The sequence below is a fragment of the Mesorhizobium sp. C089B genome (genome assembly GCF_030323125.1).
In the GTDB taxonomy this organism is placed as follows: domain Bacteria; phylum Pseudomonadota; class Alphaproteobacteria; order Rhizobiales; family Rhizobiaceae; genus Mesorhizobium.
The window spans coordinates 3,476,622-3,495,806 of sequence record NZ_CP100469.1; the positions used below are offsets into that span (position 1 = coordinate 3,476,622).

General features: G+C 64.5%; 18 protein-coding genes and 2 pseudogenes. 6 read left to right on the forward strand and 14 right to left on the reverse strand.

The window, feature by feature from the left end; genetic code table 11:
* The first annotated feature begins 56 nt into the window (after positions 1-56).
* The 3 genes and pseudogenes from NLY44_RS17230 to NLY44_RS17240 all read left to right on the forward strand — a co-directional run bounded on the left by NLY44_RS17230 (position 57) and on the right by NLY44_RS17240 (position 2,423).
* Positions 57-551 carry a hypothetical protein gene (locus tag NLY44_RS17230; protein ID WP_023804646.1) on the forward strand — a complete coding sequence of 165 codons (495 nt, stop codon included), beginning with the start codon at positions 57-59 and terminating at the stop codon, positions 549-551.
* On the forward strand, positions 548-1,321 hold the full coding sequence (locus NLY44_RS17235) for a DUF1828 domain-containing protein (protein ID WP_023804645.1): 774 nt from the start codon (positions 548-550) through the stop codon (positions 1,319-1,321). Before NLY44_RS17230 ends, NLY44_RS17235 begins: the two co-directional genes overlap by 4 nt.
* Before the next feature lie 218 nt (positions 1,322-1,539).
* A pseudogene (locus NLY44_RS17240) lies at positions 1,540-2,423 on the forward strand (AraC family transcriptional regulator).
* Between the two features lie 319 nt (positions 2,424-2,742).
* Here the strand turns inward: NLY44_RS17240 and NLY44_RS17245 are convergent.
* Together NLY44_RS17245 and NLY44_RS17250 are read right to left on the reverse strand one after the other, a co-directional pair.
* Positions 2,743-3,537, reverse strand: coding sequence for a FadR/GntR family transcriptional regulator (locus NLY44_RS17245; protein ID WP_023804643.1), 795 nt, complete (start codon positions 3,535-3,537; stop codon positions 2,743-2,745).
* A 3-nt stretch (positions 3,538-3,540) separates the two neighbouring features.
* A complete protein-coding gene (locus NLY44_RS17250) occupies positions 3,541-4,983 on the reverse strand; it encodes an FAD-binding oxidoreductase (RefSeq protein ID WP_023804642.1) in 1,443 nt (480 codons plus the stop codon).
* A gap of 161 nt (positions 4,984-5,144) precedes the next feature.
* On the opposite strand from NLY44_RS17250, the gene gloA reads away from it, so the two are divergent.
* Positions 5,145-5,555, forward strand: a complete 411-nt coding sequence (gene gloA / locus NLY44_RS17255; RefSeq protein ID WP_019856614.1) for a lactoylglutathione lyase — start codon at positions 5,145-5,147, stop codon at positions 5,553-5,555.
* A gap of 74 nt (positions 5,556-5,629) precedes the next feature.
* Here the strand turns inward: gloA and NLY44_RS17260 are convergent, their stop codons facing one another.
* From NLY44_RS17260 to NLY44_RS17275, 4 genes and pseudogenes are all read right to left on the reverse strand, one after another.
* Positions 5,630-6,598, reverse strand: a complete 969-nt coding sequence (locus NLY44_RS17260; protein ID WP_023804641.1) for an ABC transporter permease — start codon at positions 6,596-6,598, stop codon at positions 5,630-5,632.
* Between the two features lie 4 nt (positions 6,599-6,602).
* Positions 6,603-8,104, reverse strand: a pseudogene (locus tag NLY44_RS17265) (sugar ABC transporter ATP-binding protein).
* A 5-nt stretch (positions 8,105-8,109) separates the two neighbouring features.
* Positions 8,110-9,150 carry an ABC transporter permease gene (locus NLY44_RS17270; protein WP_245260942.1) on the reverse strand — a complete coding sequence of 347 codons (1,041 nt, stop codon included), beginning with the start codon at positions 9,148-9,150 and terminating at the stop codon, positions 8,110-8,112.
* A 102-nt stretch (positions 9,151-9,252) separates the two neighbouring features.
* Positions 9,253-10,323 carry a sugar ABC transporter substrate-binding protein gene (locus NLY44_RS17275; protein WP_023683136.1) on the reverse strand — a complete coding sequence of 357 codons (1,071 nt, stop codon included), beginning with the start codon at positions 10,321-10,323 and terminating at the stop codon, positions 9,253-9,255.
* A 305-nt stretch (positions 10,324-10,628) separates the two neighbouring features.
* Here NLY44_RS17275 and NLY44_RS17280 point away from each other — a divergent pair, with 305 nt between their 5' ends.
* Positions 10,629-12,224: a GMC family oxidoreductase gene (locus NLY44_RS17280; RefSeq protein ID WP_023704161.1), complete on the forward strand. Its 1,596-nt coding sequence runs from the start codon at positions 10,629-10,631 to the stop codon at positions 12,222-12,224.
* Between the two features lie 458 nt (positions 12,225-12,682).
* Here the strand turns inward: NLY44_RS17280 and NLY44_RS17285 are convergent, their stop codons facing one another.
* Positions 12,683-12,820, reverse strand: coding sequence for an endonuclease/exonuclease/phosphatase family protein (locus NLY44_RS17285; RefSeq protein ID WP_023691904.1), 138 nt, complete (start codon positions 12,818-12,820; stop codon positions 12,683-12,685).
* 268 nt (positions 12,821-13,088) lie between these two features.
* On the opposite strand from NLY44_RS17285, the gene rsgA reads away from it, so the two are divergent.
* Positions 13,089-14,102 carry a ribosome small subunit-dependent GTPase A gene (rsgA, locus tag NLY44_RS17290; RefSeq protein ID WP_245260180.1) on the forward strand — a complete coding sequence of 338 codons (1,014 nt, stop codon included), beginning with the start codon at positions 13,089-13,091 and terminating at the stop codon, positions 14,100-14,102.
* 60 nt (positions 14,103-14,162) lie between these two features.
* Here the strand turns inward: rsgA and NLY44_RS17295 are convergent, their stop codons facing one another.
* Genes NLY44_RS17295 through NLY44_RS17325 form a run of 7 tightly spaced genes read right to left on the reverse strand, consistent with a single transcriptional unit; the run spans position 14,163 to position 19,153 of the window.
* Complete coding sequence (locus tag NLY44_RS17295) at positions 14,163-14,954, reverse strand: sugar isomerase domain-containing protein (protein WP_023686509.1); 792 nt, start codon at positions 14,952-14,954, stop codon at positions 14,163-14,165.
* A gap of 37 nt (positions 14,955-14,991) precedes the next feature.
* The gene (locus NLY44_RS17300; RefSeq protein ID WP_023683130.1) at positions 14,992-15,762 is read right to left on the reverse strand and encodes a GntR family transcriptional regulator; all 771 of its coding nucleotides are present in this window, start codon (positions 15,760-15,762) and stop codon (positions 14,992-14,994) included.
* Positions 15,759-16,634 carry an ROK family protein gene (locus NLY44_RS17305; protein ID WP_023698617.1) on the reverse strand — a complete coding sequence of 292 codons (876 nt, stop codon included), beginning with the start codon at positions 16,632-16,634 and terminating at the stop codon, positions 15,759-15,761. Before NLY44_RS17305 ends, NLY44_RS17300 begins: the two co-directional genes overlap by 4 nt.
* On the reverse strand, positions 16,631-17,371 hold the full coding sequence (locus NLY44_RS17310; protein ID WP_023698618.1) for a PIG-L deacetylase family protein: 741 nt from the start codon (positions 17,369-17,371) through the stop codon (positions 16,631-16,633). Before NLY44_RS17310 ends, NLY44_RS17305 begins: the two co-directional genes overlap by 4 nt.
* Complete coding sequence (locus tag NLY44_RS17315) at positions 17,368-17,580, reverse strand: ABC transporter permease family protein (RefSeq protein ID WP_286454774.1); 213 nt, start codon at positions 17,578-17,580, stop codon at positions 17,368-17,370. Before NLY44_RS17315 ends, NLY44_RS17310 begins: the two co-directional genes overlap by 4 nt.
* Positions 17,556-18,224: a carbohydrate ABC transporter permease gene (locus NLY44_RS17320; RefSeq protein ID WP_286454777.1), complete on the reverse strand. Its 669-nt coding sequence runs from the start codon at positions 18,222-18,224 to the stop codon at positions 17,556-17,558. The genes NLY44_RS17315 and NLY44_RS17320 overlap by 25 nt, the downstream gene beginning before the upstream one ends.
* Positions 18,221-19,153, reverse strand: a complete 933-nt coding sequence (locus tag NLY44_RS17325) for a carbohydrate ABC transporter permease (RefSeq protein WP_031201325.1) — start codon at positions 19,151-19,153, stop codon at positions 18,221-18,223. Before NLY44_RS17325 ends, NLY44_RS17320 begins: the two co-directional genes overlap by 4 nt.
* Positions 19,154-19,185 lie beyond the last annotated feature (32 nt).

Consider the following 19,185-nt stretch of genomic DNA (forward strand, 5'->3'; position numbering starts at 1 on the left):
TTGTATACTGACGATGTATAGGTGATTCCTTAGCGATTTTGCGCTATGAGGATCGCATGAATCTGAGGGGGATCATCGCGGCGGAGAAATCCGCCGTTGATACGGGGGATTGGAAACGAGGTGAGATACCACGCTCCAAGTGGCCGTCACGCCGCGCGAAGGCCAAGGCGTATAAATATGGGCCGCTTTATCAGTGGCGAATCCTTTTCTTTCAAGCGGCTGGTCAAGATTGTCGCGTTCTTCTGCTGTTCAACGAATCGAAGCGGATTTTTCGTGCTACCCTAGGCGTGACGAAAAGCGGCGAAACCCTTGTCATTTGTGACTATGAGTATCACGCCAGCGAACCAGGGTGGCATTGCCATGCCCGTTGTAGCGATTTGGCCGGCATCAATTCCGCTCACAATCGATTCGGCGGCGTTCGCTTGCCAAAGGCGGGTTCGTTCCATCGCCGAACAGAATTTAGGCATCTAAAGCAGCCTCTTTCTGCTCAGACCGCCTTTAATTGCGCAATATCAATCTTCAAGATCGATAGGGCGGAAGGAATGGTATGAAGACCGAACTCTGCCAAGCGTTCTGCAATGATATAACGGTCACTGAGGTGCCTGCTGGCCTTGCTGTATCTACGGCATTCAGGCGCGATGACGGCGACCGCGTGTCATTTTATGTTACGAAAACAGAGGGCGGCGCTTTCAGGCTTGAAGACGACGGCGCTACGATTCAGCAGTTAGAAGCGGCCGGCGTCGATTTTGAGACCGATACCCGCCGTCGCGGGCTGGAAAGCCTACTGTCCTCAGTGGACGCTCATTTCGATCAGACAGACGGAACGATCAAGACCGTGGCATTTCCAGAGAGGGAACTGCCGGCTAGGGCGCTGGAGTTTGTCGGCGTCATGATCCGCATGAACGATTTTCTCCTGCTCACACAAGAGAAGATCGCTTCCTCATTCAAGGAAGATGCGGCGGAAAGAATAAAGGCAATCGTGGGAGACCGTGCCATAGTCAGAGAAAATGAGGCGGTCAGTTCTCGTCTTTCAGAGGTGACTCCTGACATGGTTTTGGAGGTCAGCGGCCGCCCGCCCGTCGCAATATTTTTCGGGAATAGTCCTTCGCGAGTGAACGACGCGATCTTCCTTCACTTTGCTGCTCTGCATGAGGTGAAGCAGGACTTGTCGGTAGTAGCTCTATTGGAAGACGATCATGCGATCTCGAACGACCTTCGCCGCAGAGCAAGCAACCGCCTTGCGACCGTACCCGTCTACAAGGATGACGAAGACGCAGCGATAGCTCGTATTGCTCGCGAAGCACTGGGTAAGGCGGCATGAGCGACAAGGCCTACGCCAGGTAGGATGCGCCTGCCTTCTAATCCGGTTTCCTCCTCCATAGGCCAGGAACTTCCGCAACTTTGCGCCGCTGCTTCGGCGCCAGAGTTGGCCTTTAAGCCACCACTGGCCACCCCTCCCCATGTCAAACCGCAAGATCGGTCGAGCGCGACATGTCCGGAACCGCCTATCTGGTGTCGCCACGCAGGACGAGACGTTTGATGACGCCACTTGAAAACTACCAAGCCCGGATGCAGCGGGTGCTGGACCACATAGACCAGCATCTGGACGGCGATCTGGGCCTGGAAGCGTTGAGCGGCGTCGCGGCGTTCTCGAAATACCATTTCCACCGGCAGTTCACGTCAACCTTCGGCTTGTCCGTGCATCGCTATGTCCAGCTCGCCCGCCTGAAGCGCGCTTCGTACCGGCTTGCCGAGAGCGACGCCCAAAGCGTCACCGACATAGCGATGGATGCCGGTTACGACGCACCGGATGCCTTCGCCCGCGCCTTTCGGCAACGGTTCGGACAATCGCCTTCGTCGTTCCGGAAGTCTCCCGACTGGGGGCGTGGCTCATGGCCTTCGGGCCGCTCGACAAAGCAAGGACCACGCTCATGCAGATAATCTTCGAACCCGCCGACGTGATGATCCGCGAGGTGCCGCCGACGCCGGTGGCGATCATGGAGCATCGCGGCGACCGGGCGACGCTCCAGGACACCATCCAACGCTTCATCGCCTGGCGCAAGGCGGCCGGCCTCTCGCCCGAGACAAGCCCGACCTTCAACATCTTCCGTTCCGAAAGGGAGCCGGCGAACCCGGCCGATTACAGCATGGATATCTGTGCCGGAACCGACCTGCCGGTAGAAGGCGGGCCGATCGAGGACGCGCAGATGAAGGCCGGCGTGATCCCCGGCGGACGCAGCGCGGTGCTGCGATATCCCGGCAACACCAACAATCTCGAGCCGGCAGCGCTCTACCTCTACCGCGAATGGCTTCCGGCCAGCGGCGAGGAGGCGCGCGACTTTCCGATCTATTGCCAGCGACACTTTTCGTCGAACGGACTGGTGCGCGAGGTGGTGCTTGAGCTGTTTTTGCCGCTGAAATAGCGCGTTGGGTGGCGGCCTATCTCCGGCCCTGAGCTGGTGAGCCGACGACCGAGTGAAATCTGATATGGCGCTCCCCCACTCCGTCTCGGCTTCGCCGAGCCACCTCTACCCCCACATTCGTGGGGAGAGGAAACCCAAGCTTTTGAAGGGCTGCGATCTCGGAGATTGGCATTTCCTCATCCCCCATGAAATGGGGGGTCCGAAGGACGGGCGAGACCCGTGGCTCGCCCCGGCAAGGTGGCTCGGCGAAGCCGAGACGGAGTGGGGTCAGCGCCGCCGTAGGCGATTGGCCCAGCGCGCGGACAAGGCAAGGCTATCCCTAAGCCTGCCCGCGCACAGCCTTCCGCAACCGCGAATGCCGCACCGGAGACGCTGCCTCGGGCCCCGGCGCTATCTCCGCAGCTTCCCCCTCATGCAACCCCACCCGCAACGCCGCACCCGCCAGGTGGTCGCGCATCGCCGCTTGCGCTCCTTCGGCGTCACCGGCATGGATCGCTCTCAGGATGCGCTCATGTTCGCCGAGCGTGATGCGGGCCATGTCGTCCGACTTTTGCTGGTTGCCGGCGGCGAGAATGCTTTCGCGCACCCGCTCGGACACGAAGACCAGGAATTGGCCCATGTAGGAATTGCGCGTCGCCTCGGCGACGGTGCGGTGGAATTCGAGGTCGCTGCGCAGCCAGGCGACGCTGCCATAGGGGGCGGCGCGCATGCCGGACAGCGCATCGCCCATGGCTTTGAGATCGGCGTCGCTGCGCCGTTTTGCGGCAAGGGCCGCCGCCTGCACTTCGAGGATGCCACGCAGTTCGAACAGATTGCGAAACGAGTCGGCGCGCTGCAGCGTCTCATGGTCGATGGTCAGCACCGTCGGGTTGTTGCTCTCGACCACGAAGGCGCCGCGCCCCTGCTGCGACCAGATTCGGCCTTCCGAGCGCAGCCGCGCGATCGCCTCGCGCACCACGTTGCGGCTGACCCCGAAAGTGGTTGCCAGCGCCGCCTCGGTCGGCAGCTGGTCACCCGGCTTCAGCCGGCCTTGCGCGATCTCGCGCGAGATGGAACTGGCCACCAGAGTGGAGAGGTGTGGGCCGCGATTGACCTTGTCGAGTTTCAGCGTCATCGCTCACCTATAGTCGACGGCGGGTGCGGACGCCAGAATGCGGCCGTTGCTGAGAATGTGGCGCGGGTCGAATGCGTCCTTGATGCCGGCGGCGAGGTCGAGCGTCACCGGATCGATGCGTTCGAGGAACGCCTTCTGCTTGACCCGGCCGATGCCGTGCTCGGCGCTGATAGAGCCGCCATAGCGATCGACGACGGTGAAGATCTCGGCTTCCGCCTGCTCGAACAGATGTTCCATCGCCTCGGTGCCCATGCCTTCCGGCGGCACGACGTTGAGGTGGATGTTGCCGTCGCCGACATGGCCGTAGGTGACGGCCAGCGCGTCGGGCCGGGCTTTCTCCAAGGCGGCCAGCGCATCGGTGACGAAATCGGCAAGCCTGGAGATCGGCACCGACACATCGGTGCGCAGGTAGCGCCCGCCCCTGCCCTGCCGCTCGACCATGATCTCGCGGTAGAGCCACAACCGCTCACCTTGAGCCCTGGTCGAAGCGATGACGCCGTCCTCGACGATGTCCTCGACGCTGCCGAGAAACCCCAGCAGCATATTGGAGAGGTCGATCAGCCCGCCCGACGACACCTCGATCAGCACATAGACGGGATAGGGCTGGCTGAGCGGATCGGGAAAATCCTGGCCTTCGCGCATGGTGATCTCGATGCCGACGCGCAGGATCAGCTCGAAGGCGGTGAGCAGGTCGCTGCAGTCGCGCCGGGCGCGGGCATAGAGTGCCATCGCATCCTCGACCGAGCGCAAGCCGACAAGTGCTGTTTCGATCTGCGTCGGCTTGGGAAACAGCTTCAGCGCCACCGCGGTGACGATGCCGAGCGTGCCCTCCGAGCCGATGAAGATCTGCTTCAGATCATAGCCGCGATTGTCCTTGCGCAGCACTTTCAGCCCGTTCCAGATGCGGCCGTCGGCCAGCACCACTTCGAGGCCAAGCACCAGGTCGCGCGTCATGCCGTAGCGCAGCACGTTGAAGCCGCCGGCATTGGTGGCGACATTGCCGCCGATGCGGCAGCTGCCCTGCGCGCCGAAAGTGATCGGCAGCAGGCAGTCGCTCGCTTCGGCGGCGCGCTTGGCGTCCTCGAGAATGCAGCCGGCCTCGACCACCATGGCAAAGTCGATCGCGCTGATCGAGCGAATCTTGTTCATGCGCTCCAGCGAGATGACGATCTCGCCGCCATCCGCCGCCACTGCGGCGCCCACGAGCCCGGTCAGGCCGCCTTGCGGCACCACCGGAATGCGCTCGGCATGGCAGAACCGCATCAGCGCCGACATCTCCTCAACCGAAGAGGGCCGCGCCACCGCCAGCGGCCGACCGAAATGATCGCCCGACCAATCGCGGCTGTAGCGCGCCAGATCCACTTCCTCGGTCAGCAGCCCGCCATTTGGCAGCAGGCCGGCCAGGGCTGCGATCTGCGATGCGGAGGGTGGCGGCACGGCATTCATGGATTGGCTCTGGGCCCCTCGGCAAAACGGCTGGACAAATACCGGCGTTGTCGTGTTATCATACAACCCTGATTGAGAACATCAAGCGAGGCCATCTTGCCGCCAAGCGTTCGATGTGGATGATCAGACCCGCAAATCACAGAATTCGGAGGACTTCCCCAATGAGCGACGCCCCGGGCTTTCGCTATATGCACACCATGATCAGGGTGCTCGACCTCGACAAGTCGATCGCCTTCTACACCGAGGTGCTCGGCATGACCCTGCTGCGCCGCGACGACTACCCCGGCGGCAAGTTCACCAACGCCTTTGTCGGCTACGGCCCCGAGGACAAGGAAGCCGTCGTCGAGCTGACGCTGAACTGGGGCCGCGAGGAGCCCTACGAGATCGGCACCGGCTTCGGCCATCTGGCGCTCGGCGTCAACGACATCTACGCCGTCTGCGCGGAACTGGAAAAGCGCGGCGCCAAAATCCCGCGCAAGCCCGGCCCGATGCAGCACGGCACCACCCACATCGCTTTCGTCGAAGACCCCGACGGCTACAAGATCGAGCTGATCGGCCTCGACACGATGTGATCCGATCGGGCCGGACCGCATCGGCCTCGCGCCGATGCGGTCCCGTCCTGTCCGCGCTTGCCTGGGAGGCGGTATCACTTGATGACCGCGATCTTGCTGCGGTCGATGGTAATGGCGACGGCAGCGATCAGCACCGCGCCGAACACCATATTTTCCAGGAAAATGTTGACGCCGACAAAGGTCATGCCGATGCGCACGATCGAGATGATCAGCGCGCCGACCGCCGTGCGGGCAACGCCGCCGAGCCCGCCGGTGATCGCCGTGCCGCCGACGATGACGGCGGCGACGGCCGGCAGCAGCAGCTGGTTGGCCAACACCGGCGAACCGCTCGACAGCCTGGCTGCCAGCACGATGCCGGCGATGGCCGCGAGCATACCCGACGCAGCAAAGGCGATGATCTTGGTGCGGTCGACATTGATGCCCGCGGCCCACGCCGCCGGCTCGCCGGCGCCGACCGCGATCGCCTGGCGGCCGAAGCGTGTGTAGCGCAGCGCCAGAAAGGCGGCGATGCCGATGACCGCCGAAATCAGCACCACCACCGGAATGCCGATGATGGTGGCGTTGATCCACGCCGTGTTTTCTCGGCCACCTTCCTCGATGGTGATGGCGCGGCCATTGGAGACCCAGAGCGCCAGGCCGGTGACCACGCCGCCGGTGGCGAGTGTCGCGACGAAGGACGGCACGCGCAGCTTGACGTGGACGACACCGCTCAACACGCCGAAGGCGAGCCCCGACAGGATCGCCACCGGAAAGGCGGCAAGGCCGAGCGAAGGCAGCAATTGCGCCAGGATGACGCTGGCCAGCGATGCCACCGCCTGGATCGACAAATCGATGCCGCCAAGCAGGATGGCGAAGGTGACGCCGGTCGCCAGGATGAACAGCACGGCAGTGTTGGCAAACAAAAGCGCCACGGTTTCGCCGGTGAGGAAGCCGGGCGCGGCGATCTCAATGATCAAAAGCAGGCCGACAAGCAGGATCAGCGGAATGGCGCCTTGCGTCCACTTGCCCTCGAAAACCTGCCTGATGGAGAACGCCTCATTCATCGGTTCACACCATTGCCCTGAGAAGATCGACCTGGTTCGGCTTGTTGCCCGGACTGGCATCGAAGCGCGCGGTGATTGCACCGTCGCGCATCACCAGCACCTGGTGCGACAGACCGATCGTTTCCTCCAGCGTGTCGGAAATCAAAAGGATCGCCACGCCTTGCGCGGAGAGGTCGCGCACCAATTCGTAGACCTCTTCCTTGGCGCCGACATCGAGCCCGCGTGTGGGATGGTCGAGCACCAGGATGCGCGAGCCCGCCGTCATCCAGCGCGCCAGCACCACCTTCTGCTGGTTGCCGCCGCTGAGCTTGCGGCAGGCGGCATCGGGACCGGGCGCCTTGATGCGCAGCCGCTTGATCCAGTCGGCGGCAAGCCGGCGCTCCTTGCCATAGTCGATGGCGCCATGGCGCATGACGCTGGAGAGATCGGCCAGCGAAATGTTCTCCGCGATCGACAGGAACATCACCAGCCTTCGAGCCGGCGCTCGCGCGGGACATAGCCGATGCCCTTGCGCACAGCCGGCTCCGGCGAGGAGAAGCGCACGGCATCGCCGCCGATTTTCATCTCGCCGGCATCATGCTGGACGAAGCCGCCAACGGTGCGCGTCACCTCCTCGCGGCCGGAGCCGACGACGCCGGCAATGCCGACAATCTCGCCGGCCCGGATCGAGAGATCGACGCCGTGATAGTAACCGTTGGCGCCAAGCCCCTTGGCCTCGACCATCACGATATCGCGCGGCGCGAGCTGGCGGGCCTCGCGGTAATATTCGGCCTGCAGGCCACGCCCGACCATGATCTCGTGCAGCTCCGGCGCGGTGACTTCAGCTGCGCGGTGCTCGGCGACGACCGCGCCGTCCTTCATCGTGTAGACACGGTCGGAGATGTTGAGCACCTCGTCGAGGCGGTGCGAGACGAACACAAAACTGGCGCGGGATTTAAGCGAGCGCACCCGCGCGAACAGCACCTCGATGTCAGCGGCGTTGAGCACCGAGGTCGGCTCGTCGAGCAGGATGAGCAACTGCCGCTCGACCACTTCCTCCAAGGTCAGCGCCTTGGCGAGCTCGACCATCTGGCGTGCGGCGAAGGTGAGTTCGGAGGTGCGCGCGGTGACGTCGATGTCGATGCCGATCTTGGCCAGTTGCCGCCGCGCCGCCGCGTTCATGGCGCGCCAATTGACGAGGCCGAAGCGGGTGAAGCGGTCCTCTTCGCCGAGATAGATGTTTTCGGCAACCGTCAGGTTCAGCACCAGCGACTGCTCCTGGAACACCATGCCGATGCCATGCCTGGCCGCATCACGGGCGTTGCGCATGCGCAGCTGTTCGCCATCCAGCGTGAGCGAGCCGCCATCCGGCCGGTAGCCGCCGGCCAGCACCCGCATCAGCGTCGACTTGCCGGCGCCGTTCTCGCCGATCAGCCCGACAACTTCATTGGGCCGCACCTCGATGGAGACGTCGCGCAGCGCCTGGACGCCGGGGAAATTCTTGATGATGTTGGACGCCTGCAGCATGGCGTTCACTTGACGATTTTCAGGCGGACACGGTCGAGCGACAGCGCCACCGCGGCGATGATCATCAGACCCTGCACCGTCTGCTGGATGTAGGGCGAGATGCCGAGCAGGATCATGCCATTGGCAAGCACGGTGACGATCAGCACACCGATCAGCGTGTTGACGACGCCGCCCTCGCCGCCGGTCAAAGCGGTGCCGCCGACGACCACTGCGGTGACCGCTGCAAACAGCCTGCCGTCGCCGATGACGGCGTGCGACTGGCCGAGCTGTGCCGCGGCCAGCACGCCGGCAATGCCGAAGAAGAACCCTGCCAGCGCAAAAGCGGTGATGCGCACGCGCACGACATTGACGCCGGAGAGCTTGGCGACATCCTCATCACCGCCGATCGCCAATATGTGGCGGCCGAGCTTGGTGTGATACTGGATGACAGTGGCGAGCAGGAAGGCGCCGAACGCGACCCAGACCGCCACCGGCAGGCCGAGGAAACGGTGCAAGGCCAGGTCGCGGATCGAGGCGTCGTTCAGCTTGATGGCCGTGCCGCCCAGCATATAGACCGACAGGCCGAGGCCGATGAACCACATGCCGAGCGTGCCCATGAAGGACGGGATGCGCAGCATGGTCTGGATGAGACCGCTGACGAAGCCCATGGCGGTGCCGGCGGCGATGGCAGCGAGCACCGCCCACCAGCCATAGTCGTTGCCGTTGCCGTCATTGGCGGCGAGCAGCACAAGCACCATCGCCGCCACCGAAAGCGTGCCTTCGACTGCGAGGTCGATGCTGCCCATCAGGATGATGAAGGTCAGCCCCATCGCCAGCGTCAGCGGCACGGCGGCGGAATTCGCAAGCCGCACCAGATTGCGCAGCTCGATGAAATTGGGGTTGGCAATGGCGATGAGTACGCAGAGTACAATCAGCACCGCCAGCGGCGCCAGGCTGCGCCAGCGCCTGCCGCCCAGGAATGTCGCGATGCGGCCGGGGAACGGTGTCATGGGCGTCGTCCGCTCGATGTCCGAAACGGACTTCAGGGGTTCTGTATGGATTGTCAAGAAACCGCTTCCCGTCTGCTGGTGACAGCCGTCGCGACAAGGGGATCGCGACGGCTGCGGGAGGAAGCGGGCCGCCAGGGAGTTGCAGCCCACTCCGATGGATCAGGTGCGGATTGCTCCGGTGACCCGGCCCCACAGATCGTTCCAGTCGATCTCGGGCTTCGCATCGACATTGGTCTTGTAATATTCCTCGACATTGTCGTGCGAGATCAGCACCGCCTTGCCGTAGAACTCGCGGTGCTCCGGGGGCTCCTTGGTCGGGTCGAACTTGCCGATCTTGGCGTTGTAGCCGATGGCCAGACCCATGCCGCCCTGCCAGAACGGATCCGAAGTGACGGTGCAGGCGAACTCGCCGGTGCGCACCGCATCGACCGCCGTCTTGATGCCGTCGACGCCGACGATCGGCACCTTGCCGGCGAGATTTTCGGCACGCAGCGCTTCCAGTGCACCGGAGCCCATATCGTCATTGGCGGCCCAGATGCCCTTGATGTCGTCGCCGAAGCGGGTGAGCAGATTGCCCATCAGGTCGAAGGCTTCGGTCGACTTCCAGTTGGCGACCTGGAAGTCGAGCAGCTTGATGTCCGGGTTGGCGGCGAGCGCCGCATCGAGGCCCTTCTTGCGTTCGATCGCCGCCGTGGTCGAGATCAGGCCGCCGAGTGCGACGATGCCGCCCTTGCCGCCAATGGTCTTGAACAGGATCTCGGCGATGGTCTTGCCGCTGTCGATGCCGTCGAACTCGATATGCGAGACATAGTTCGGGTTGAAATCCTTCGGGTGCAGATCCCCAGGCTTGTTCCACTGCGTCACCACATAGGCGCCGGCCTTGGCGCAGGCCTCGACGATCGGGCGCGCATCGGGCGTGTCGTTGGGATCGGAATTCAGCACCATGTTGCCGCCGGTCTTGGCCAGCATCGCCTTGATGTCGGCAATGCCCTTCTCGCTGTTGCCTTCCGAAACCAGCGTGACGTGTTCCAGCCCGGCCCATTTGGCATACGCTTCCGCGCCGGTCTTCCACACCGCGTGATAGGGGTTGGACAGCGAGCGGATCGACGTCACCAGCGTCGGCTTGTCCTGCGCGCGCAGCACGCTCGGCATGGCGAGTGCCGCCACGCCGGCGGTGGCGCCCATCATCAGCGTGCGCCGGTTGACCGCAAAATTCTTCGTGTCGTTCATACCTCGAATCCTCCCGATTGAATTCTGTTCCGCCCGGCATCTTGCGCGGGGAGCGCGGCCGGGACCTCCTGGTGAGGGTCGTCAAGCTCCTCCACTTGTACGACAACCCTTCAACACGATAACCATACCCTTTCTCTTGACGTGGCACAAGCGACTTGAGATCGTCGCGCGCAAGAGGAAGGGGCGGTGATTTTCATCGCCCGCCGGAGCATGATCCCTAGAAGTGGGAACCGGTTTTCTCGGACAAATCGGGAAACCGTTTTGTCCGGAGATCATGCTCCAACAAAGAGAACCCGGGAGTGGAAATGACGGATTACATCATTGTCGGCGGCGGTTCGGCTGGCTGCATTCTGGCCGCCCGGCTGAGCGAGGACCCGGACGTGTCCGTCGTGCTGCTCGAGGCCGGTCCGCCCGACACCGACCGCTACATCCATTTGCCGGTCGGCTTCTTCAAGATGACGTCGGGGCCGCTGATCTGGGGTTATGACACCGCGCCCGGCAAGGAGATCGATGGCCGCACCATGGTCTATCCGCAGGCCCGCGTGCTGGGCGGCGGCTCCTCGATCAACGCCCAGGTGTTCACCCGCGGCTGCCCTGAGGATTATGACGGCTGGGCGACTGAGAATGGCTGTGCCGGCTGGAGCTATGCCGACGTGCTGCCCTACTTCGTCCGCTCCGAGGGCAACGACACTTTTGCCGATGCGCAGCACGGCACTGACGGCCCGCTCGGCGTCTCCAGCGGCGCGCCGCATCCGCTGACCCGCATCTTCGTCAAGGCGGCGCAGCAGGCGGGCCTTCCTTTCCGCGCCGACTTCAACGCCGGTGAGCAGGCGGGCGCCGGCTTCTACCAGACGACGACGCGTCGGGGGAAACGCTCGAGCACGGCGGTCGCCTATCTGAAGCCGGCGCTCGGCCGCAAGAATCTGACGCTACGCACCGACGCCTCCGTCAGCCGCATCGTGGTCGAGAACGGCCGCGCCATCGGTGTCGAGATCATCGTCAATGGCCGCACCGAACTGCTCCGCGCCGAGCGCGAAGTCATCGTCGCCGCCGGCGCCATCGGCTCGCCGAAATTGCTGATGCTGTCCGGCATCGGCCCGGCCGTGCATCTCGGCCATCACGGCATCGAGGTGGTCCACGATTCCAAAAACGTCGGCCAGAATCTGCACGATCACATGGACGTCGATGTCGTCGCCGAGCTCAACGGACCGCATGGCATCGACCGTTACAAGAAGAAGCGCTGGCAGGCGGTTGCCGGTCTTGAATATGCGCTGTTCGGCAAGGGGCCGGTGGCCTCCAACATCGTCGAGGCCGGCGGCTTCTGGTGGGGCGACCGCGCGGAGAAGACGCCGGACATCCAGTTCCATTTCCTGCCCGGCGCCGGCGTCGAGGAAGGCATCGGCTCGGTTCCCGGCGGCAATGGCTGCACGCTGAACTCCTACCATGTGCGCCCGCGTTCGCGCGGCAGCGTCACGCTCAAGTCCGCGGACCTGCGCGATGCGCCCATCATCGACCCCAACCCGTTCGCCGAGCGCTATGATCTCGAACGCGCCATCGACGGCATCGAGATCAGCCGCGAAATCCTGTCGCAGCCAGCCTTCGCCAGATACATCAGCCGCGAGCATCTGCCCGGCAAGGCGATGCAGGGGCGCTCAGCACTCGAAGCCTTCGCCCGAGAACATGGCCGCAGCGCCTATCACCCAGTCGGCACCTGCCGGATGGGCGGCGATGCCGACAGCGTCGTCGACCCCGAGCTTCGCGTGCGCGGGCTGCAAGGCCTGCGTGTCTGCGACAGCTCGGTCATGCCAAGCATCGTGTCGTCGAACACCAACGCCGCCGTGGTCATGATTGCGGAGAAGGCTGCGGATCTGATTGCGGGGCGAACGCTGCCGGTGGCGTAAGCAGGACAATCGCATGTGGTGGCGCCACGCGATTGCCCTGCCTTGAGCACCTGTCGCTGAGCGCATAGCACTCGAACCGCACTAAAAACGACAGCCTCCCGCAGCGCCTTCAACCGACGCTTGCGCAACCCACCAACCGACAGGAAACCCCCGGTTGCGGGCTCGTTGCCGACGCCTGCGCGGGGATGTGAAAGCGCTTTTGCGCCAGTTCCGCGATCACACCATATGAACCGATCCAAGCTCTGCTAGCTTGTGGGCGTGGGACTTGTCCCGCTTTGGCCGGTGCTTCAGGCAACCCCATCCCAACCCCCCGCCCCCTGCGGTACCGGCCATCCCCCTCCCCTTTTGGCAGGCTTCTCGACCTGCCATCCTCAGCCGTCCCTGCCAACTTCGAGGTCGACGACGAGGCCTGATGCGTGGCATGCAAATCAAGACCATCGGCAGCGTATCGAGGGATTTCACATCGGCTGTCTGGACGACGTCCTGGAGAGCGACAGATCGGGGTCGAGCCGCCTCAGCTCCCGGTTGATGGCCGCCAGGCGCTCCGGTTCGCCTTCCGTGTTGCAGACATTGAGAGTAACGACGCGTAAGCGCATAGGACTTTTCCTCAATGTTGAACGACCCTCGACGCACGCGACGCGGATAGGTGCCACGATAGGATTCCGTGTCTGGTGACGTTCAGCGAACCACCGCCTCGATGCGTTCCACGCGGTGCGCGAAACGGCTTGGCCATCGGCGCGGTTCGGCTTGCCAAATGCCGCCATGCCGCCCATACACGGCTTGAACAACCGCCCCGAGGGTCCGCGCCCATTTTGCCAAAGGATACTCTCCGATGTCTGTGACGCCGTCCCCGTGGTCAAAACCGTGACGGCTTCCCTCGCAAGCCTGGGCTGGACGGATTTCTTCGGCGACCAGCTTGAAGCCGATGAGGCAAACCTAGTGCCGACGCGCATCGCCTCGGTGCACCGCGACCGCCTGGCCGGTCTGTCTCTGTCAGGGCCAGTGGATCTGACGCTGCCGGCCAATACCAACACCGGCGACTATGCCGTCGGCGACTGGGTGCTGGTCGAGCCGCATACGCATCTGCTGCGGCGCCGCCTGACCCGCAAGACGGTGCTGGAGCGCCGCACACAGGGAGGCAGGGTGCCGCAGCTGGCCGCGGCCAATGTCGACACGCTGTTCATCGTGACGTCCTGCAATGCCGATTTCAACATCGCCCGGCTCGAGCGCTATCTCGCGCTGGCCAACGAGGCCGGAACGACGCCGGTGATCCTGCTGACCAAGGCCGACACCGCTGACGATGCCGAGGCTTACCAACGCCAGGCCGCCGCCCTGCAGCGTGGACTGGCCGTGGTGATGCTGAACCCGCGCGTCGCCGATGCCGCAGCGGCGCTTGCTCCCTGGTGTGGCGCAGGGCAGACGGTGGCGCTGGTCGGCTCCTCCGGCGTCGGCAAATCGACGCTGGTCAACACGCTGGCCGGATCGGCGCAGCAATCGCCGCAACAGACTGCGGGCATTCGCGAGCACGATGCCAAGGGTCGCCACACTACCACAGCCAGATCGCTGCACGCCATTGCCGGCGGCGGCTGGGTGATCGACACGCCGGGCATGCGCACGCTGCATGTCAGCGACGTCGCCTCCGGCATCGACACGCTGTTTGCCGAAATCACCGAGCTCGCACCGCTGTGCAAGTTCCGCGACTGCACCCATGTCCACGAACCGGGCTGCGCGGTGCAGGCTGCGTTGAAGGCGGGTACGCTCGACCCCGAGCGCCTTGCCCGCTGGCGCAAGCTGTCGGAGGAAAACCAGGGCAACACGCCGGTTCAGAGCGGGCCACGCGGCAACAAATCGCCTGCCGGGCGCCCGAAGCGGCGTTGAGAGGATAGGAATTGCGGAACGAGACGTCGGAGGCCCGGCATGTGCCGGGCCTCCCTTTTTTCACTCTCCGCGCATCGTTGCCTGGAAGGTCGGCAGGTGCTTCTGCTGCGCCTCCAGCATACGCTCGCGGTAGACGCCATAGATGACGTCGGTGTCGTGCAACGTCACGCCGGCAATGGTCGGCGAGGCGAAGACCGGCAGTTCGATGCCCCGCTTGGCGAGCTGCTCGGCGGTGCGCGCGATCAGCTCATGCGCCAGGATCATGGCAAGCACCGTCGATGAGCCCGACACCGGCCGGCTCCAGCCCTCGACCGGCACGATGGCGTCCTCGATCGGCGAACAGGTGTCGATGACGAGGTCGGCGGCATCGGCCAGCCGCTTGCCGGAGGAGTGCGTCGCCGGCTTGTCCAGATTGTTCTTGCTGGTGACCGCGACGACGAAGATGCCGCGCTTCCTGGCGTAGAGCGCGGTGTCGATGCCCGACGAGTTGCGGCCGCTATGGCCGAAGATGATGATCGAATCGCCCTTGTTGAGCGGCTGGTGGTCGAGGAATTTTTCGGCGTATCTTTCCGTACGCTCCAGCCACAAAAGCTCGCGCACGCCGCCGGCGCCGAGCACATTGTGCCACATCACGCGCGGGTCGGTCAGGGGGTTGAAGCCGACATAGCTGCCATAGCGCGGAAACACTTCCTGCACCGGCAGCACCGAATGGCCGGAGCCATAGAGATGCACCAGCCCGCCGCCCTCGAGCGAGTCGGCAAAGCGGCTGGCGGCCTGGCCAAAGGCCTCTTCATTGGCTTTCGCAGCCTGGTCGATGAGGGCGGCGAGACGGTGGATGTAGAGATCGGACACGTGGGTACTCCTGTTTGCTGTGTCGGTCTGGAATGGATCAGCTTCTCGGGTTCAGCGGCACGCGTCCGGCGCGCAGCGTCGAGCGGATTTCGTAGCGGTCGCCGCGCATGATCGAGACGGTGAATTCGAACGGGCCGCGCTCGTCGGTGGTGATGCGTTCGACGACGAAGGCCGGGCTGCCGACAGCGAGGTCGAGCAGTTCGGCGTCCGCCGCGCCGACCGCGCCGACCCGGTAGTTTTCCCGCGCCGCCACCGGCACGATGCCGTAATGGCGCTCCAGCGCCTCGTAGAGCGAGCCCTGCAGCAGGCCGGCATCGAGGAAGCCCGGCACGCGCACGGCCGACAGCTGCGCCGTCTGAATGCCGATCGGCTCGTTGTTGCCGAGCCGCAGCCTGCGAATGCGCACCACCGGATCGCCTTCCTCGATCTCCAGCGCGCCGGCAGCCGCCGCGTTGGCGGTGGTCAGGCTGCAGTCGAGCAGGCGCGAGCCCGCGACCACGCCCATATTGCCCATCTCCTGGGTGAAGCTGGTCAGCTCGCGCGTGCCGGCGACCAGCGTGGTCGAGCGCACGAACGTGCCGCGGCCATGTTCGCGCCTGAGCAGTCCTGCCTCCTCGAGGTTGCGCAAGGCGTGGCGCAGCGTGATGCGGCTGACGCCGAACAGGGCGCACAGCCTGTCCTCCGCCGGGATCTGGTCGCCCGTTGCCCATTCGCCGCTCTTGACGATGGCGCGAATCGCCTCTTCGACCTGATACCAGAGCGGCTCCGGCCGTCTGCGGTCCGGCTGCTGAAAGCTTGCTTCGCTCATCGCACATGCCTCCACCCTTGCCCAACGGCGCCGGCCAGCGCCGCGCCGACGAGGCCGGCGCGGGGACCGAATTTTCCGGGCTTGACGTCGATGCCGCGCAGATGCGGCGGCAGTTGGCGTCGCAGCGCTGCAAGCAGCGGCGGCCGGATCACATCCAGCGCCTCCGCCAAACCACCCGAAATCAGAACCGCTTGCGGATCGAGCAGCGCGACAGCGCCTGCAAGCGCGGTGCCGAGCTGTCGCGCCGGCAGTTCAAGCAAGGTGAGTGCGGCCAGTTCGCCGGCCTGGGCAGCGGCGATCAGCTGGCGGCCGTCGGCAAGGCCGATCTGTCCGGCAAGGGCATCAAGCGCCCGGCCCGACGCGACGCGCTCCAGCCAGCCGCTGCGCTCTTCACCATGATCCCTCACGTCGGCGCAGGCCCAGCCGAACGAGCAGGCGCCGCCATGCGCGCCGGCAACGATGCGGCCATTGGCCAGCACCGCCGAACCGATGCCGGTGCCGATGGCGAGCAGGATCGCTTCCGACATGTTTTTCGCACTGCCTTCGACAGCCTCCGCCAGCAGCGCAATCTGCGCGTCATTGCCGAGCGCTACGCGCAGTTCGGGAAACAGCGGCTGGATATCGACGCCGTCGAGGAACGGCAAGTTGGGGATCCAGCGGCAGATTGAGCCCTCGACCAGACCCGGCACCGCGATGCCAAGCGCTGAGACCGACCCGGCCTCAGCGCACAGCGCGTCGATGCGCGCAATGAAGGCACCAAGGGTTGCCGGCGCCGGCTCGCTGCCCAGCGCCTCCAACGCACCGACATCGCCCGTAGATACGGCGGCGCGCAGATTGGTGCCGCCGAGATCGATGGCGAGTACCCGCCTCATCGACCGGACCCTTTGCCGAAGGGGAGCGAGAACAGGCCGCTGCCGGCATTCCACGAATGCGACGCCGCCGCGAAGGCCTGCGCATGGCGCGTGCCACGCAGGCAGCCGCGCAGCCGGTAGAGCGAACTGTAATAGTCGACATAGGGGAAGCTGCTCAGGCCGCGCGCCAGCTCATACTCCATGACCGCGTCGCGCCAGGCCTCGAACCCGTCGCTGACATCGACGAGATGCTCGGGCCGGAAGCCGTCATCGTCCTCCCAGTTCTCGCCGAACAGCAGCAGTTGCGGCGTGTGCGCCGGATGGTCGCTGGCAACGGTCGGCAGTCCGGCGAAGAAGATACCGGTCTTCGTCAAATGCGCGGCGGCGCGATGGTCCTTGTGCCAGCTGCCATGCCAATGGGTGATGACGATCTCGGGTTTCAGCTCGCGAATGATGTCGCCCACTTCGAGCGCCGTCTGATCGTCTGTGGGCAGGAAGCCGTCGCGCAGGCCAAAGCTACGCATGGCGACGCCGAGCCGCTCCGCCGCGCTGCCCGCTTCCTCTTCCTTCTGCACGCAATAATGCGCGGGAACCAGGTACGGATGGCCCTGCTCACCCATGGTCAGATGCAGGAAGGTCACCGTGGCGCCGCGCTTGACGGCAGCGGCCGCCAGCGGCCCGGCCATCACCTCGGCATCGAAGGCGTGTGCGCCGACCACCAGGATGGATTTCGCCGCATAAATCCTGTCTTCGATCATTTCATGCCCCCTCCGGTGCCGACGCCTTCGCGAATCTGCCGCGCCAGCAGACAATACATGATCAGGATGGGCGCCATGGATATCGCCAGCGAGGCGAACACCAGGCCCCAGTCGGTGCGGAACTGGCCGACGAAGACGCTGATCGCCAGCGGCACCGTCTTGTAGCGGTCGTCGAAGATGAAGATCAGCGGGAAGAAGAATCGTTCCACACCGCGATCGCGGTGAAGATTGCCACGATCGACACCGCCGGCTTGACCATCGGCAGGATGATCTGGAACAGGATGCGGACCTCGCCGGCGCCGTCCATGCGCGCCGCCTCGTCCAACTCGGAGGGCAAGACGCGCATGAAATTGGCGAAGATGAAGACGGCGAAGGGAATGCGGATCGCCGAATAGACCAGGATCAGTCCGGTCAGCGAATCCAGCAGGCCGAGATTGCGCATCAGCGTGAACAGTTCGACCGAGGCCAACCGGATGGGCAGCATGATGCCGGACAGGAACAGGCCGAGCATGATGGCATTCCAGCCAAGCTTGTAGCGGCTGAGCGGATAGGCGGCCATCGCCGAGACGACGATGGTGAGGATGACGGCGCCGCCCGTGACGATCAGGCTGTTGATGAAATTCTGGCCGAGATCGGCGCGCGTCCAGGCGTTGATGAAATTGTCGAAGGCAAAGCTTTGCGGCAGGCCGAGCCTGTTGTCGTAGATCTCGGCCGTGGTCTTGAAACAGGAGACAATGAGGATGTAGAGCGGCAACAGCACGGCCGCCGTCCAAACGACCAGCACCGTCCAGCCGGGCAGCCGCGCCAGTTGCCGAGAGATGGCCGGCCTTTGCGAAATCGCCAGCGCGCTCATGGCTGCACCGTGCGGCGGTCGAAGAAGCGCAGCATCATGAGCGTGCCGATGCTGAGGATCAAGAACAGCACGGTGCCGAGCGCCAAAGCCAGACCGATATCGGTGATGCCGACAGCACCTTCCGCGCCGAAGCCCAGCCGGTAGAAGTACGTCACCAGCGTGTCGGTCGAATAGCTCGGATTGCCCTGCACGCCCTGCATGACATAGACGATGTCGAACTGGTTGAAGGTGTTGATGAACGACAGCGTCGTCAGCGTGCCCAGCGCCGGCATCAGCAGCGGCAGCGCGATCGAGAACAGCATGCGCGCATTGCCGGCGCCGTCAAGTTTTGCCGCCTCGAAAATCTGGCCGGAAATCTGCCGCAGACCTGCCGTGTAGATCAGCACCGGCAGGCCCATCCAGTTCCAGGCATCGACGGCGATCAGCATGGCGAGCGCGGTGTGGCTGTTGCCGAGCACGGTCAGGCTGCCCTGGTGCAGGCCAAGCCCGTTCAGCGCCCATTCGACGACGCCGCCCGGTGCCAAAAGCAACCGCCACAGCGCGCCGACGATGACCGGGCTCAGCACCGCCGGAAAGAAGAACACCGACTGGAAGAAGGCCGCACCCTTGTCGCGCAGGAACAGCAGCCAGGCAAACAACAGGCCGAGGCCATTTTGGAAGACCATGATGCCGAAGAACCAGGCGGTGTTGTGCCACAGCGCGCCGTAGATCCGCGCGCCGCTCGGGAAAGCGAACAGCCTTGAGAAATTCGACAGGCCGGCGAACTCGACCATGCGCAGCCCCTTCCAGACGAAGAAGCTGCCCCACAGCGACATCCCCAGGGGATAGAGGACGAACAGCGCATAGACCGCCAGCGCCGGCAGGATGAACAGCACGGCCATGCGCTGCTGCGTGCGGCGAAGGCTGCTGGTGCGGCGAAGGGTGCTCATGCGCTTTTCTGGTCCGTGAGAGGCCGGCCGCT